The organism is Alteromonas antoniana (assembly GCF_019249295.1).
Classification (GTDB): Bacteria; Pseudomonadota; Gammaproteobacteria; order Enterobacterales; family Alteromonadaceae; genus Alteromonas; species Alteromonas antoniana.
This window is the reverse complement of the sequence record NZ_JAESDH010000024.1, coordinates 1-15,216: the sequence shown is the minus strand read 5'-3', so window position 1 is coordinate 15,216 and position 15,216 is coordinate 1. Positions and strand designations below refer to the sequence as shown.

15 protein-coding genes and 1 other RNA gene are annotated in these 15,216 nt (G+C 47.2%); 8 read left to right on the top strand and 8 right to left on the bottom strand.

What is annotated here, in order from left to right:
* Position 1: 1 nt before the first annotated feature.
* The 3 genes from JKP77_RS17615 to JKP77_RS17605 form a co-directional block, all read right to left on the bottom strand.
* The gene (locus tag JKP77_RS17615) at positions 2 to 1,060 is read right to left on the bottom strand and encodes a hypothetical protein (protein WP_218312483.1); all 1,059 of its coding nucleotides are present in this window, start codon (positions 1,058 to 1,060) and stop codon (positions 2 to 4) included.
* Positions 1,050 to 1,295 (bottom strand): hypothetical protein, encoded by a 246-nt coding sequence (locus tag JKP77_RS17610; protein ID WP_218312482.1) that lies wholly within the window; start codon positions 1,293 to 1,295, stop codon positions 1,050 to 1,052. The genes JKP77_RS17615 and JKP77_RS17610 overlap by 11 nt, the downstream gene beginning before the upstream one ends.
* Positions 1,296 to 1,372: 77 nt before the next feature.
* A complete protein-coding gene (locus JKP77_RS17605; protein WP_218312481.1) occupies positions 1,373 to 2,119 on the bottom strand; it encodes a hypothetical protein in 747 nt (248 codons plus the stop codon).
* 594 nt (positions 2,120 to 2,713) lie between these two features.
* On the opposite strand from JKP77_RS17605, the gene JKP77_RS22400 reads away from it, so the two are divergent.
* Positions 2,714 to 2,869 (top strand): hypothetical protein, encoded by a 156-nt coding sequence (locus tag JKP77_RS22400; protein ID WP_246601263.1) that lies wholly within the window; start codon positions 2,714 to 2,716, stop codon positions 2,867 to 2,869.
* 210 nt (positions 2,870 to 3,079) lie between these two features.
* Here the strand turns inward: JKP77_RS22400 and JKP77_RS17595 are convergent, their stop codons facing one another.
* From JKP77_RS17595 to JKP77_RS17585, 3 genes are read right to left on the bottom strand one after another with little or no spacing between them, the layout of a single operon-like run.
* Positions 3,080 to 4,084: a HipA domain-containing protein gene (locus JKP77_RS17595; protein WP_218312480.1), complete on the bottom strand. Its 1,005-nt coding sequence runs from the start codon at positions 4,082 to 4,084 to the stop codon at positions 3,080 to 3,082.
* The gene (locus JKP77_RS17590) at positions 4,084 to 4,425 is read right to left on the bottom strand and encodes a HipA N-terminal domain-containing protein (protein ID WP_218312479.1); all 342 of its coding nucleotides are present in this window, start codon (positions 4,423 to 4,425) and stop codon (positions 4,084 to 4,086) included. The genes JKP77_RS17595 and JKP77_RS17590 overlap by 1 nt, the downstream gene beginning before the upstream one ends.
* On the bottom strand, positions 4,418 to 4,696 hold the full coding sequence (locus tag JKP77_RS17585) for a helix-turn-helix transcriptional regulator (RefSeq protein WP_218312478.1): 279 nt from the start codon (positions 4,694 to 4,696) through the stop codon (positions 4,418 to 4,420). Before JKP77_RS17585 ends, JKP77_RS17590 begins: the two co-directional genes overlap by 8 nt.
* Positions 4,697 to 5,104: 408 nt before the next feature.
* Between JKP77_RS17585 and JKP77_RS17580 the strand changes: the two genes are divergently transcribed.
* The 5 genes from JKP77_RS17580 (at position 5,105) to JKP77_RS17560 (ending at position 9,685) form a co-directional block, all read left to right on the top strand.
* Positions 5,105 to 5,911 carry an MATE family efflux transporter gene (locus tag JKP77_RS17580; RefSeq protein WP_218312477.1) on the top strand — a complete coding sequence of 269 codons (807 nt, stop codon included), beginning with the start codon at positions 5,105 to 5,107 and terminating at the stop codon, positions 5,909 to 5,911.
* Positions 5,912 to 5,913: 2 nt separating this feature from the next.
* The gene (locus JKP77_RS17575) at positions 5,914 to 6,486 is read left to right on the top strand and encodes an MATE family efflux transporter (RefSeq protein WP_218312476.1); all 573 of its coding nucleotides are present in this window, start codon (positions 5,914 to 5,916) and stop codon (positions 6,484 to 6,486) included.
* A gap of 481 nt (positions 6,487 to 6,967) precedes the next feature.
* Positions 6,968 to 7,621 (top strand): pentapeptide repeat-containing protein, encoded by a 654-nt coding sequence (locus tag JKP77_RS17570; protein WP_218312475.1) that lies wholly within the window; start codon positions 6,968 to 6,970, stop codon positions 7,619 to 7,621.
* Between the two features lie 4 nt (positions 7,622 to 7,625).
* Positions 7,626 to 8,675, top strand: coding sequence for a hypothetical protein (locus JKP77_RS17565; RefSeq protein WP_218312474.1), 1,050 nt, complete (start codon positions 7,626 to 7,628; stop codon positions 8,673 to 8,675).
* On the top strand, positions 8,675 to 9,685 hold the full coding sequence (locus JKP77_RS17560) for a hypothetical protein (RefSeq protein ID WP_218312473.1): 1,011 nt from the start codon (positions 8,675 to 8,677) through the stop codon (positions 9,683 to 9,685). The genes JKP77_RS17565 and JKP77_RS17560 overlap by 1 nt, the downstream gene beginning before the upstream one ends.
* A gap of 495 nt (positions 9,686 to 10,180) precedes the next feature.
* On the opposite strand, the gene ssrA is transcribed toward JKP77_RS17560, so the two are convergent.
* Positions 10,181 to 10,537, bottom strand: a transfer-messenger RNA (tmRNA) gene (ssrA, locus tag JKP77_RS17555).
* A gap of 199 nt (positions 10,538 to 10,736) precedes the next feature.
* Positions 10,737 to 12,218, bottom strand: coding sequence for a S41 family peptidase (locus tag JKP77_RS17550; protein WP_218312472.1), 1,482 nt, complete (start codon positions 12,216 to 12,218; stop codon positions 10,737 to 10,739).
* A gap of 141 nt (positions 12,219 to 12,359) precedes the next feature.
* Between JKP77_RS17550 and JKP77_RS17545 the strand changes: the two genes are divergently transcribed.
* The gene (locus JKP77_RS17545) at positions 12,360 to 13,730 is read left to right on the top strand and encodes a winged helix-turn-helix domain-containing protein (RefSeq protein ID WP_218312471.1); all 1,371 of its coding nucleotides are present in this window, start codon (positions 12,360 to 12,362) and stop codon (positions 13,728 to 13,730) included.
* Between the two features lie 106 nt (positions 13,731 to 13,836).
* Complete coding sequence (locus JKP77_RS17540; RefSeq protein ID WP_218312470.1) at positions 13,837 to 15,069, top strand: NADH:flavin oxidoreductase/NADH oxidase family protein; 1,233 nt, start codon at positions 13,837 to 13,839, stop codon at positions 15,067 to 15,069.
* Positions 15,070 to 15,216 lie beyond the last annotated feature (147 nt).

The window sequence follows — 15,216 nt, the reverse complement described above, 5'->3', positions numbered from 1 at the left end:
ATTATTGTCCTAAAAACTGGCTGCGAATTTCTTTTATTCTGGATTCGGTATCAAACAGCGCGTTTAGCAAATCGACCGAAATAAAAATGCCATTTTCGTGCTCATGACTTGCCATACCAATGGTGAGGTTATTGTTAAAATGCACGGCAACACCGTATGCCCAGTCGCGCACTTCATCCCGGTCAGCATGGATCGTCACCAGTGAGGCGCCGGTGGGTTGGTACCACTTGTCAGATTGCCAGTAGTTAATGCCAACCACTTCTATCATCAGGGCCGGTTCGGTGTTCTCGCCGTCTCTGGCGTCTTTTACATTTTCTATCACCGGACTGGGGTGAAGTAATATTATCTGGTAATCCAAAGGTGTGCCGACTTCTCCGGCTCGCTTTGAACGCGCCCACCACGCATAGTTGGCAAAATACTCCCAGGGATACTGAGAACGGCCTTCATCAAAGTACCGGTTCCATTCTTTTTCTGCCGCATCCCATACTTGCCAGACTTGTTCGGCAACAGGGGCCGCTACCGTTTGCTGGGCAAAGGTGTATACGTCTTTGAATTCTGAAAAATAAGACATACAGGTTGCATCTGTGTACGTTTGTTGAATGGTTGAGGTACATGCATCCAGAGGAAGCGAGTAGGCCTGTAACGAGCCTAATCCCAACTCGATTGTTGACGCGGTGCGTCGTGACTGAAAGTTTGGCACCCCCAACGTCAGGGGCATCGATGCCAGGCTGTTTATTATGGGATTGAACGTAAAAGACTGATTAGATCCGTTAACCGGTATGCCGTTAGCCGCAGTGAATGGAGTTGAGTCGGCTACCATTGCAGACACCACAGCTTCTCTGAACGCATCCATATCCAATGTAGCGCAATAGGTTTGTCGTAGTTCGTGGGCACTGTCACCAAACGAAGTAAAGTAGGTGGGAGTAGTGCTCAGCGCTTCAGTGCAAAATGCTTTCCACTTTTCTCTGTCAATGCCGTCTGCCAGTGCCGGGGTGAAGCAGAAAGTATATAAACAGGCAGTAACGACTGCGACGAGGACTGTAGTGAACTTAATTTTCATCACCTTCCTCCTCAGTGCTTGCCAGCGTACCGCCGTAAGCTTTAACGATATCCATATAGCTTTTTACCACAGCCAATAATTCGCTCACCGAGCCAGAGGGGAAATCAAAAAGCTGGTCACACTTTTCAGCCACTTCCTTATAAATTTCTTTGTCGGATGCATTAAGAAAGGTGGTGTCTGCATTCAGTGCCTCCGCATCTTCCGGCCAGAAATCCTGATCAAAAAACGGTATCATTTCACGATGAACAAGCGGGTTTTTAATATAGTGTGCTACATTATGGGTGTTTAACTGAGCAATTCTATTGGTGTGGATCAGCTTATAGGACTCAGCTTGCCAGGGGGGGTGGCTGGCGGGTTGAAAGGCCGCACCCGGGTAAACGGATCGTACCGATGCCGGTATTCCCGGTAAGCAAAAGTACAACCGGTGTGTGGTTTGACCACAGACTGATCGACATTAATAAACAACTCAAGCACCCGTGATACATTCGCCACAAGTTGAACGCTGGCAAGTTTATGCATTTCCGGCGACAGTGCAGTAATTTCGTTTTCTATATCGAAACCCTCGCTATAGGCAGAAGCAAGAGCGTCGTGAACAACCGCAGTGCCAAGAGAGTGCCCCAGTATATGCACATTCGCCGCGCCTCTTTCCTTAACTGCCTTGATAATGGCTTTGCCTACGCGAATACGGCACAGCTCTCCTAATACCGTGAACCGGTAAAAAAGCACATCCAGCAGGTGGGTATAAAAAAACGTATCCGCGCCGAACTTCTCAGTATATTGGGTAAGTTTTGTAGTTAGCTCCTGAGTAACATTCTGACCGGGGATCCCGGCCAGAACGTTTGCAACAGAAGCCGCTTCTTCCGCCATTGCCTGCCGGTGTTCCTCAAGAATAGAGTTGTATTCAATGACCTCAATATCGATAAGCTCTTCGATATTTTTGTTTTTGAAAGACGGATACTGGTTGTAAGCGTGTTGAAAGGCATCGACAACTTCTTTGTTAAAAGACGCAGCCGTAGATGAGCCCATGCCATGGGTCATGATAAGAATGGGTTTGGTCACAATGAATCCCTTCCCTGTATCACTTTGCAGTGAATTAAACTACCCGGCACCTCCTGGCCTGAATTGGCCGCCGGAATTTATAAATACAACCGCCATGTTTGGTTAAATTATAGCCAGTAAATTCAGGTGATGTTAATTGTTTTTTTTCATTTTTTTTACAAATGGTGGGCGCGATGGGGGGCTCACACCAATAAAGCATTTTCATTCGACTTCTATTGTCCGAAGCGCAGTCAGGAGGTGCTAGTGGTATGAGAGTGAGCAGTATTGAGGCATATGGCAGTCTTTATTAAAAGAGCCTTTGTAGGGTCTTTTGTGTGCATATTTAAACATAAAAGCCCTTTTGCAGGCTTTTATGTTGTTCGTAACTTAACAGCCTATAAAAGGTCTGTTGAAGTGTTTCAGAGATACAAAATGCCTTGTAAGGGCTATTATGGACGCTGCAGAAATTGCTGAACTGATCGGTGCCAGAGTACGACAGTAACGCTTGAACCGTGATCTGACTCAGAAGGATGTAGCAATTCTCGCTGCTCTTTCTTTAAACGCAATAAAAATGCAGAGGCCGGTAAAAGTACCCTGGAAACCTACGCTGCTATTATGGCAGCTTTAGACCTGAAAGATCAGCTTTTAGGGGCGTTTCCTGACTACGGAGTATCACCCATTCAACTTCTTAAAACCAAAGGTACTCAAAAACAGCGTGCGAGTGGAAAAACAGTGGTCAACGCATCACAAAAAGCAGAGTTAGACTGGTAATGGCAACAATTGAAGTAAATTACAAAGGCGAACTAGCAGGGGCACTGAGCTACGAAGAGAATGAGGGGGCAGCAGGGTTTGACTAGATACCTGCATTCACAATTAATTGCGTTGCCATAGTAAATCTACGTTGTCTTCATTATTTCTAATCAGATGATGGCGCTTCACCAGACAGACAACTCTACTTAAAAAAACGCCTTACAAATAAGGCTACACATCAGGCCGGCGCATACAGCCTATTCTTTCGGTTATCTGTGTATAAAGTGTTTGTTTCATTGCTTCCGGCATGGTGGAGGCAAAAATATAGTGCTTAAGATGCTTTTCAACGTCATTGGTCAGGCGGGCTACGAAAGTGGTTGCGGCACGATCATTCATTCCTATATTTTTAGCCAGTTGAATGAAGTCGAACTGAGTGTAATAACCATAGGCGTCGTACTGAGGTGTGAAGGTGCCCTGAACTTCTGATTCCAGCAAACTCAAGGTGAGGTAGTCGCCCTGAAAATCCGGATAAGGGAATACCGATAACACGTCATACACCGGTGTGAAGTCCACCATAGTGACACTTTTTACATCAGGCTTGCGGAACATGGAAAAGTTCTTAAGGTGCAGGTCGTTGTTGCCAATTAAATAGGCAAATAACACTTGCCTGAAGCCATTCAGTAAAACCGGTAGCTTTTTCCCGGCTGCTTCATACAAGGTGATCAAGGCATGTTCATACGATAGGGCATCGCTGCCTTTGTGTTTCGGATGTACGTTGCAAAGTGATGCACCGTCTTCGATGAAAAGCCGTTGGCCGGAAGGCAGAATATCGAAGCGTTTTACCACATAGCCGGGTTCCCCGTCTTCAAAAGGCAGCAGTGCGCAATGGGCAACGTTAAATCCAACCGCATTTGCCAGGCACATCATGGCGTGCTCATTCTCGGGCAAGTGGGGCAAGCCCGGTGGGGCAGGTTTTACAATGTACTGGCCATGTGTGGCGGGCACCAGTTGATTATCCACTACATCCATAAGCAGTTTCCGCTGAACACCGGATATTGATGCACCCTTGGTGTACTGTGGGGCAAGGTGGTCGAATTCGTGTGCTGTAGTCGCAATTTTCAAGCCTGAGTCTGGCATACGCGATAACCCAAACATCGGTTTTAAGAAGGCTTTGCTGTAACCCTGCGACAGCTGCGAGTCACTTACCGCTTTCAGAGTGCCTTTGCAAATGCCCATTAGCTCACCTCTACCGGTAGCACAGACAAGGCACCAATTAACTCTTCGCCGTTTGCCAAAAGCAACCCAAAAGAGTCTTGTTTGTCTAGTCTTGTCCGGCTGGTTTGGTGCGTTCTTATCCAGCCCTCACTGACCAGGTTTTCGAAAAATGGGGGAAGGGCATCCCATAGGAAGGGCTCATCTGTTAAAGGAAAAGCGTGGCCAATGGGGCTGCCTGATTTCAAGTACTCACTGTCATACACAAACGTGTAAAGATCTCTTATACCGTCACGCACCTCATAGAGGTAACCGGCCAGCACGCCGTTTGCCAACACCTTTCCAGCCCGGTCAGCATTATTCATCTACAGGCCCTACATACAAGGTTAACCCCAGAGATTCGAGCACGTTTAGCAGCGTTTCTACCCGCATGTTTCTGTAGCTCTTCTCCATTTTTATCAATGTGTTGGGAGTAATTCCTGCAAGTAGCGCCAAATCACCTTTATTAATGTTGTGCTCTACCCTGTAACGTGAGAGAACGTCGGGAATATGGCAATGATGCGTAAAACTGGCCGGATCGCGCTGTTGCTGTTCAGTCGCGTTAACCACTGCATTAATTGCCTCACTAAGTGCCATTTCAGCGTGCTTCAATTGTGCTATCTCACTTGCATGTGAAGAGGGGAGAGAGCTTGTCTTTTTCTTAATCATAAATCGCAATACAGTAAATAATTTGGTTATATTTTTTGAATATTCGCATGATAGTACAAAAATAACAAATAATTTTGTAGTTACGTGATAAAAACTGTGGATACAGAGTTTGCTTTTTTACAACAGTGAAAGAAATGGGGGAGTTTTGAACGCATCGAAGCCCTATCAGTAAGACGCTCATCTTAAATATCCGGCACCAAATGCTAAAAAAGAGAGCCGTATTTGCCATGGAGTATTCGGAAAGGGTGCGCCAACATACTTCTTTTTATACCACCGGAAGGTAATATGTCGGTCGCGGTGTTCACTCGCGGATCTGTTTTTAAGCATCTACTTATCATGACTGCGGTAAATACGCTGAGCCTGCTTGCGCTTGTTATCAGCGATCTTATCGATATGTACTGTCTTAGCTTGTTGGGTAACCAGGAACTTGCTGCGGCAATCGGCTTTGCCGGAACCCTGATGTTCTTTTTGGTATCCACCGGGTTGGGACTGCAGGTGGCACTGGCGGTTCTTGTGGCCCGGGCTGAGGGGGCAGGTAACAGAGACGAAGCAAAACGTGTGGGTTCTCATTCGATGTACGTCAGCGTGGTTTTCAGCAGTATTCTCAGCTTATCCGCGTGGATATTTAATGTGCCTTTGCTGTCGGCACTTGGCGCTACCGGCAGTACGCTTCAGTTGGTCTCCGACTACTGCACCATTGTACTGCCGGCGACACCTGCATTAATGCTGGGTATGTGTTGTGCGTCGGTATTGAGGGCTATTGGTGATGCCCGGCGAAGTATCTCATCAACGTTTGTTGCCGCAGCGCTTATTGGCTTGTTAAATACGTTACTTATTGTATACATGCAGTTGGGTGTGGAAGGCGCAGCCTGGGCTGCAGTGATCGCACGGATCGCACTTATGGTGGTGGGCGTTAACATATTAATACGCCGGCATGATTATTTTGTGCGCCCGTCAATTTCAACACTTCGTGCGGACGCACGACATATTACCCGCATTGCCATACCCGCCATGCTAACCACGTTAAGTACCCCTTTAGGCAGTGCCATCGTTATCAGAAATATGGCCGAATATGGCGATACGGCTGTAGCCGGTGCCGCTATTATTGGCCGGCTTCTACCTGTACTTTTGGCGTTGTGTTAGGGATGTTAGTTTCTATTGGGCCCATTCTGGGGCAGAACGCCAGCGCTAGCTTGTATAGCCGGGTCAGGCAGGCAGTGAAACAGTCTTTGTGGATCTCCGTGGTGTATGTTTGCGTAGTGTGGCTGTTATTTGATGTGTTCTGGCAACCTGTGGCCACCCTGTTTAGCGCAGAAGCGCTGGCAGCGGAACTTATTCAGTTTTATGCGCAATACATGGTAAGCGGATTTATTTTTGTTGGCATGCTGATTATTGCTGTGGCCGGGTTTAATAACCTGCACATGCCCAACACAGCGACCTTATTTAATCTGGCCCGGATATTTTTAGGTGTGGTGCCAGCGGTTTATCTGTTAGGAGGCGAGTTTGGGGCTAAAGGAATACTTGCCAGCGAAACCGTAGCGGTGGTGGTTTGGGGCAGTGCTGCGTACGCCTTGTTCTGGTCGAGGCTGAATAAAGTTGCCTACCGTGCCCGGCTGATCCTAGAAAATGAGGCGGTAGTGGATAACCCTAGCGAGTTGGAATTCAGTTCGGGTGTGAGCCAACTGGGCGCAGCTATAAGCCGCCAGTCAGAGCGGTAGCAAAGAGAACGGCCTTTGAAAGTGCCCAAAGCAGGCGGGACTAAGGCTATTCGGCTTTAAACACCGCGGTTGGAGCAAATGACTCTGCCGAAAAAAGGTGAATAGCCAGAGAATCCAGGTTTAATAATTACTTGTAATCAGGCGCACACGAGGAGGGACTACTTGCCTGATTTGCGGTGATACAGTGTTGATGTAATCAATAGCACCTGAGGCAAGGCTGCAGCTAGCGAAAGTAAATTTCTGACACGTAAGAGCTTGCTGCTAGGAGGAAAGAGCGTAGTCATCTTTCTCGCTCCGGTAATTTGGTCGAAACAACAGGTTACATCGCTGTAACGACTAAAGGCGGGACGGACGTTGCAGTTAAAGCAATATTGGCTGTTTTATATACAAACTTTTTGACGTATATTTTCTATACATTAAAATAAAAGGCGGCATTTATAGGAAGTAGTGTCGCAATCATTAAATTGTCATGGATGAAGATATGGATGTTTCAAAGACATATTTTAAAGTGGTTGGATGGGGCCTGGTTGTACTTGCCGCAGTGGTTAGCTGCCTGAATGCTATCTTTTTCGATTACAGCAAAGATTTTTGGCAAAACCTTATGGTGGAAATGCATGGGGCATTGCTGGATGTCCTTCTTTTCACTTTGATATTGCACGTTGTCTTAAGCCGCTCACTCACTGCCGAGGCGAATGAGAAGGCAACATCAACGCTAGACAAACTTCGCTACCGTTCGACGTTAAAAGTCACCTCAAAAGATGAGCTTTTCGACGCAATAAGTACGTTACAAAGCACGAAAAACACCATCCGCGACATTCATTTCAATCACGATTTAAGTGACATCAATTTAACTGGCACCATTTTAGAAAATTGCTTGTTTGAAAAAGAATCTAACCTGGCGAGAGCAGAGTTCGCAGGCTGCACCTTCAGAAACTGTGAACTTATGGTGGACCTCGCCATACTCAGGCAATCATTACCTGCATTCAAAAATTGCACGTTTATAGAATGCAATTTACGGAATGTGAAAGGTGACTCCCCCGATTTTGAGGCATTTGAAACGTCACAGTTCTTTTCCTGCGACATGTCAGAAAATCTTCATGAGTACGCGAATAATTTACGATTGATAAAGGACTAGAGCCATGCGTAACCCTGCTTTCACGGAAGACAAAATTCATCGCAAAGCGCTGTATTTAACCGATAGACCTGACTTTAGCGCACATTTTAACAAGCTATCCGTTTTACTTTCAGATGTGACTGATAAGGTAAATAAAGCCACTGATTCCATGTCGGTATCGCATCAGTTGGACGTGCCTACTATCTCTATTCAGTTGTTCAAATCTTTCAGTCGTGGCCCCGCGCTAAATGGACATTTGAATAACGCACAGATAGATAACAGCACACTTAAAAATCTGCGAATTGTGGTCGATCACTTTGTGAATACTCAGCTTGCATCTGAAGCTGATGAAGAGTCGCTAACGATTCTTTCTTTGATTAAATGTGACGATATCGCCAGCAATATAAGGCTAACGCCGCACAATGGTGCGTTTCTACAATCGCTATCCTTACCCTGGCAGCGTCTGGAACATGTGCTCTTTAACTTGCTATTGGATATTTGTTTTTATCAGGCCTTTTTTGGCAATGTGGTGGGCAAAGCAAAGAAAGAGATCTTACGCCGCAAGTTTCAGTTTGATAAAAACACCTACCCAGATGACATGGCAACGATGGGCGCGTTTATTGCAGGCATTACAGATAATACGTTGCCTGCGTCGTACAGTTTTGCCATGAGCTGCTATCAGGATGGGCGTCTGGATGAAGCAAGATACGTCAATAAGTGGTTCGACTTTAACGTGTACCTTAAAGGTGTGAACGTTATTGATGCTCACGCATCCGGTTTCGAAAGTACGGAAGCATTAACTGCATATTTACGCGCTTCACTCAAGAAACGGGCTGGGCAGGTAAGCCCTAAGACATTACAAGACTTGGTTAAGGGCTGCCTGCCCGGAAAGCAAACGCTGGTGTTCCTTGAGCGAGTGCCTTCTAACCGAAAAGACCGGGAAACAGTAAGAAAATATCTACAGTTAAGGAAACCATCAGCGGTTTCCATCATAGGCCGGGAGAAAGAGAAGCAATTTCGACATTATATCGATCGTTATTGCCGGTTTGTCAGATTTACTAAGGAGCGCCCCTAGTGAAAAAGGAAATCTTCTCCGCGGTAATTTGCCTGGTCGGAGCCAGGCTACTTTCGCGTCATGATGCAAAGCGCTATACAAAGTGGATCCATAAATTTCAGCAGTGTGTGAAAGACAGGGTATGTGTGGCGCAGGATGGTTGCACCTACTTTTTTCTGGGTGAGTACTGTTACATTAACTCAGAGGATCTGGAATCGCTTCTGGATGCCGTGCGACAGATACGCTTAAGCCTGCTGCAGGAGCAGGTGTACTGCAATGCTATAGTGGTTGATGGTGGAAGTGGCATTAATGAGCATATTTATCAGCACACGGGCGAGAGAAGTGACGAAGATGTTGCCAACCTGAGAAGTCACTTTTTCGGCATAAATTTCTTTGAGGAGTCCAGCCACTTACGTCCGGAAGTGGAAGATATGCGGGCGATAGGGTGTGCCGTAAAATCGAAAAATTCGCTGATAACTGAGGGGCAATCACGGCAAAAATTTTTCCCTAATGTGAATATCTCGACGAATAACCACCGCGTGGATATATTCAAAGATATCGCTTTTGCTGACGATGCGTTCTCTATTCAGACACTGCAGTCTATTGTGCAGGACTTTTTCTATTTTACTGCGTTTTCAAAATCCATATCCCGCTATTTCTTACCTTTGTTCCTGAATTTAATACAGTCGATGTACGTGAATGAGTTTCAGCACAAACGCAAAATTTTAAAGGTGCTTAGCAGCAATCAGTTTGTGAGTAAGCTGTACCAGACTATTGGCGCAGAGTACGTCATTTTCAAAATTCTGCACGTGATTACTCAGGAATGCGAGCAGGAAGTGGACGATATCGCTGAAGACGATAATTTTAAGAGTAATAGGCTGTTTTTATTGAAGTTTATATTTCGGCGCAGTGCCCTGTTAGCCAAACTGGAGACGTTGCCGGAGTTCGTGATGCCACGTGAAATGCGGCAGGTAATTGTGGCTGATTATGCCAAGCAGCTGTATGAGGATATTCATGTCGGTAAGATGTAGTTAGCAATTAGTAGGAATGATGCAAGCTATATTACTCTATCTTAGTGCAAGTGTTCTATTTACGAATGTCCGGAAGTGTCGTGACGTTAATGACATTTAAAGTAACCTGTGTCTATTTATCTTCCAGCTCTAGTTGGTGCGCCATTTCCACAAATAAATTAAAGACAAAGCAGAGTACACTCTAAATTCTTGCCAGTGCGTGGGAACGACAAGGGCTGTGTGTCTTGGCCTCTGAACAAATTATAACAGCGGGTTGCTTTCAGCCGCAGCAGCGCTTGATGTTCCAGTTGAATTAGTGCGGGATCCGTAGTGAAGTACAGGGAAATAACATAAAGGAAAGAGTAGAGCCGGCCAGTATTGGAAATGTGTACAACGAAAGCGGCCTTACGGCTTGCCTCTGCAGCACAGCACAACCGAGACATGCTAATTAAAAAAATTGGTCGCGTTTCGGTGGTAACAAAAAACCCCGCTATTATGCGGGGTTTTGATGGCGTTTGGTGGAGCTGGCGGGATTTGAACCCGCGTCCAGAAAATGTCTACTTTTGGTACTACATGCTTAGTTTGTCTTTTGTTTAACTATTTCGGACTCCGGCAAACAGGATTCCTAATAGCTGTCCTGATACTATTTCGCGGTTCAACCTCAGGAGAGTTTCCCTCGCTAGTTTGCTTATATGACCTTCCGAATCCACGCTAGCAAACAAAGCTGTGGTGGAAGGGCCTATACCGGTTATTAAGCGGCTAGTGCGTAGTTTTCGTCGTTTGCGACTATTTAAAGCGGATTTTTTAAGAGGCAATCCGCACCTCTGCATGCACCTCCAGCTTCCTAGATCCTGTCGAATCCTAATCAGCCCCGAGGGTCCCTCTTACAAGGTGTTCAACATACAGCTATTCGCTACATGCTGAAATTACTAACGATCTTACAGCGATTATCGGGCAAGCACAACAAACTTCACTATCTGCGTTTCTGCTTGTTTGAAAACCGTTCAATTTCATCGCTGCATTTTCGCTATGTAGTAATAGTGGGGGCATCGAGGTAATTTACAACAACTAATTACGGTTTATTTTCGGTGTCTACAAGATTTTGGCGAATAATCTCTGCTACCTTTTTCAGAACTGACTTATCGTCTGATCTGGCAGCATCAAAATCGAACCTGATATCCGGCGACACCCCATCTGGAACACGTGAACCGTTGGGGCGAACAATAAGCGCTTTGGGAAAGCCTACCTCAATGCCTGTCTCTGGAAGCGTAAAATGTTCCATCGCACCGTATGTTGTTGCGAGATCGGCGGTTTTCTCCCCAATCAGCGTTCCAAATCCGTAATCCTGAATGATGGCCGCAACTGAGACGGCATTGGAATAGCTGTAGCGATTGATTAAGACAAATACCGGTTTTTCAAATTGTTTACCTTGCCTGGGCTCGGCATGGGGCAGCGCCATAGAAAACGTATCACCAATATCGCTCTTGTCATAAAAACGCTGCAGAATGTGAGAGGTATCACCCGTGTCAGTTGACTGTTCAAGTCGCTTTTCATTTGAACGAATGGCTTGCTGACTGACTTTTACGCTGAAATCCGAAGCGAAGCGAAACGGTTGGTCTGCAAACCAGGCAATCATGTAGTCGCTGAATGAGTTCGTACCGCCGGGATTGTCACGCAAATCGATAAGCAGTGCCGTCGCCTGCTGTTGCTGAAAATGTGTAAAGGCATCGTCAATTAATTGCTTGAACGCTGTAGCGTCCCACAGGTTATCGTCAGCCTCTTCTGCATTATAAAAAGGGCCGGGGCGCAGATATCCAATGCTTCCATCAAGCATCCGGTACTCTCTTAAAGGCGCAGGCTCATCCGTTCCTGCTGCGCGTTGCATAACGCTGGCTTGTTGCTGCTTGGGGTCAAGCGCATCAATAGATAAGGTTAGCGGGCCGGTTTTTGTTTTCACAGTAAGAGTAAATGTGTCTGGCGCACCTGCTTCCAGCCACATCATATACGGAAAATACATTTCCAACAGCGTATTGTTGATAGCCTGATTATCAGCAGAAAGGTACTGAGAGAATTTGTCTACCCATTGCGCTACCGGTGTATCGTTAATAGAAATAATTTCTTGCCCAGGCTCAATTTTCTCTTCATTTCCATAGTAGTTTTCAACAAAAGCGCGATTACCTCGAAGGCTGGGGTAGAGGGGAAGGGTTCTTCCTCCAGACTCTCTGAATGCCATGAAGTCTGAAACCGGTAAATCGATTCTGGCATGGGCAATATTGCCAAGGGCAACGAAGCGCTGAAAATATATGCGAGCCTCGCTGTCGTTCATCGGATGGGTGATATCGTTAAGAAAGCGATGATAAAGAGCGTCATACTCCGGTTTTGAGATATTCACGTACAGATCGCGATGCGCTTCCTGAAGCTGTTGGTACAACTGCGCAAAATCACTTTTCAGCGTGACGACAGAATGCCTCTGTTGTGAACCGGCAGTAGGCAGGCTGATGGTGATAAAAAGCAAAAAGCTTATACGGCGCAGAATGGGAAATATTACGTTCATACTGTGTTATTACATCCTATTGTTAATAAAGCGCCTTCAGGGTCAGATAATCTGTCCTGATTGTCCTGACATAAGTCTGATATTCTGCTGACATAACTCTGATGTTACACTCGTTACCGGGTTTTGGCAGTTGTACGCGCGATGGAACAAAAAACATTACAGGTTAATCACTGGGTTGTGGATATTAGTTCAGGTGAACTATTTGCTGCCAGCCGTGAACAAGGCAACTCGTCACCCTCTACCACTCCTGTCGGAAGACTGGAACCAAAAGGAACTGCGTTGCTCACCGTTCTGGCTGAAAGTGCAGGGCAACTGGTTCATAAGGAAAGCCTGATCAACAAACTCTGGCCCGGGCAGGTGGTAACCGACGATGCGCTGACGCGCGTGGTCTCACGATTAAGAAAGTCACTGGAGGATGATCCGAAAGCACCGGAGATTATCGAAACCATACCAAAGCGCGGCTATCGGCTAATTGCTTCAGAGGTAAAATGGATCCACGATACTTCACCGGGTGAGAACCTGGAGTTATCCAGCCCTCGGCAACCGATGGATGACTCTTCCCCCGTGGTGACATCGTCCCCGACAGCAAATTCAAACGTGAGTCAAACGCAACACCGCAGGGGACGGTGGCGTCTTGGCGTTGCTATCGTACTTATTGTGTTGATGGTGTTTGGGATAATGGTGATTAGTGGCGGCGAAACCGGTGGAAGTCGTAACCCTGAGTCTGGTTCGGATGCACAGGCACTGGTTTCGCAGGCCGACGATTACTACGCAAAGATGCGTCGGCAGGATAACGAGATGGCTATTGCGCTGTATCAGGAAGTCATTGCGATGCATCCTGATGCGGGAACAGGGCAGGCGGGCCTGGCTAATGCGCTGGTACAGCAGGTACTGCGCTGGCCAAACCCGGTTAGCGAGCCCGCGGTACCGCTGGCTACGCAGGATTTACGTCATGCGCTTGCCAGTGGCAGAACCACTGCGCCAGATGCCAGGCGCAAACTGCAACGTGCGCTGGCGCTGGCAAAGCAGGCAGTAGCCAAAGCCCCAGATGATGCCAGAGCGCATAAAGCACTGGGCTTCGTGTATGCCGCTCAGCAACAATTTTCTCTGGCGCTTGCGAGTTATCGTGATGCCATTGCCCTTGATAATAATGCCTGGGATGCGCTGATTAATACCGGCGACGTGCTTGAGATCAGTGGCAGGCTGCCTGAAGCGATGGCGTATTACGAACGGGCGTTTGAAGCGATGGGACGGGTTTATAACGAGCAGTCGGCTCGAATCCATCCATGGTACGCCGATATGGCAGCGCTGATTGGTGACAAATACAGACAGCTGGACCGTTCTGACGATGCGGAAGTCTGGTATCGACGCACACTTCGAATTGCACCCTTTAATTACGCCGCAACCAGAGGGCTGGCAACCATTTTAGAGAACAGCGGAGATACACAGCAAGCCAGACAGATGTGTCAGACCTATAAGCAGAGAATTGGTGGGGATCCGTGTCAGACTTAGTCTGGTAAGTACGCCATTATCCTAAAGTTTATGACATACATCGGATGCAATTTGATGCAATGTCATTTAAAGTATGCCCGCTTTTTTGTTGTTCAGGAATTCATGCATGTCCGCAACCCCTTCCATTTTTGATCCCGTTACACTGCCTTGTGGTTTTCAGCTGCAAAACCGGGTAATTAAAGCGGCGATGGAAGAAAACATGGCTACGCATCACTGCCTTCCGGGGCCCGCGCTGTTCTCTTTGTATCGTTACTGGGCGCACGGCAACCTGGGAATGATCATCACCGGTAATGTGATGGTAGACAAGCAGGCGATGACAGGGCCGGGCGGGGTTGCACTTGAAGCCGATACGCCTCTGGAGCCTTTCATCAAGTGGGCTAAAATTATCCGTTCAAATGGCGCAAAAGCCGTTATGCAGATTAATCATCCGGGCCGGCAGGTGTTAAAAGCGATGCGTGGAAAAGCTATCGCGCCGTCAGCGGTTGCTCTGAATATGGGTAAACACTCGAAGATGTTTGCCACCCCTGTGGAGATGAGCGGCGACGACATTCATGATGTTTGTCAGCGTTTTGTCACGACCGCCATGCGTGCCGTTGAAGCCGGTTTTGATGGTGTAGAGATCCATGCGGCACACGGCTACTTGCTGACACAGTTTCTGTCACCACTGACTAATCAGCGTAAAGATGAATGGGGAGGCTCTCTAGAGAACCGTGCCCGTTTACTGCTGAACATTGTCAGTCAGATTAAGGCCCGCTGCCCCTCCGGTTTTCTGATAATGGTGAAAATCAATTCTGCAGACTTTCAACGTGGGGGATTTGAGCTTAGCGATGCGATCATGGTAATAGAGCGCCTGGAAGCACTGGGAGTCAATACTATTGAAGTATCGGGTGGTAGCTACGAGTCACCAGCCATGCAGCGACGCAATACAGACGAACAAACGCTTGCCAGAGAGGCGTACTTTCTGGAGTTTGCCTCGCGTATCGCCAAAGCGACTGCGATTCCTGTGATGACGACGGGGGGCATCAAACGCGCATCAGTTGCACAGCGAGTGATTGAAAAAGGCTGTGCTCTGGTTGGCATGGCCAGTGCCCTGGCTTTTACCCCTGATCTGGTAAAAAAGTGGCAGGCCGACCCCAGCTATTCTGGTGTTATTCCGCACTGTCACTGGCGTGATAAAGCGCTGGCCAGTCTGGCGACCATGTCGATGGTTCGCCGTCAGCTTCGCCGTTTGGGGAACGATCTTACAACAATAAGGCAGCCGTCCGCATTGTGGAGCCTTGTCCTTGATATGTTGCACAGAAAGCGGATGACGAAACGTTACCTTAAAGAACAGGGTTAAACCGGTAGATTTACAGCCATAACGTGAACAAATCGACGCTACTTTCACATTAAAAAAGCCTGTCTTATGACCTGTCTCTTGATCACAAGTCAGCCTCCAGAGACCTGGCAATGTCGTAACCCTCAAGGATGGTTTGCAACTTAAACC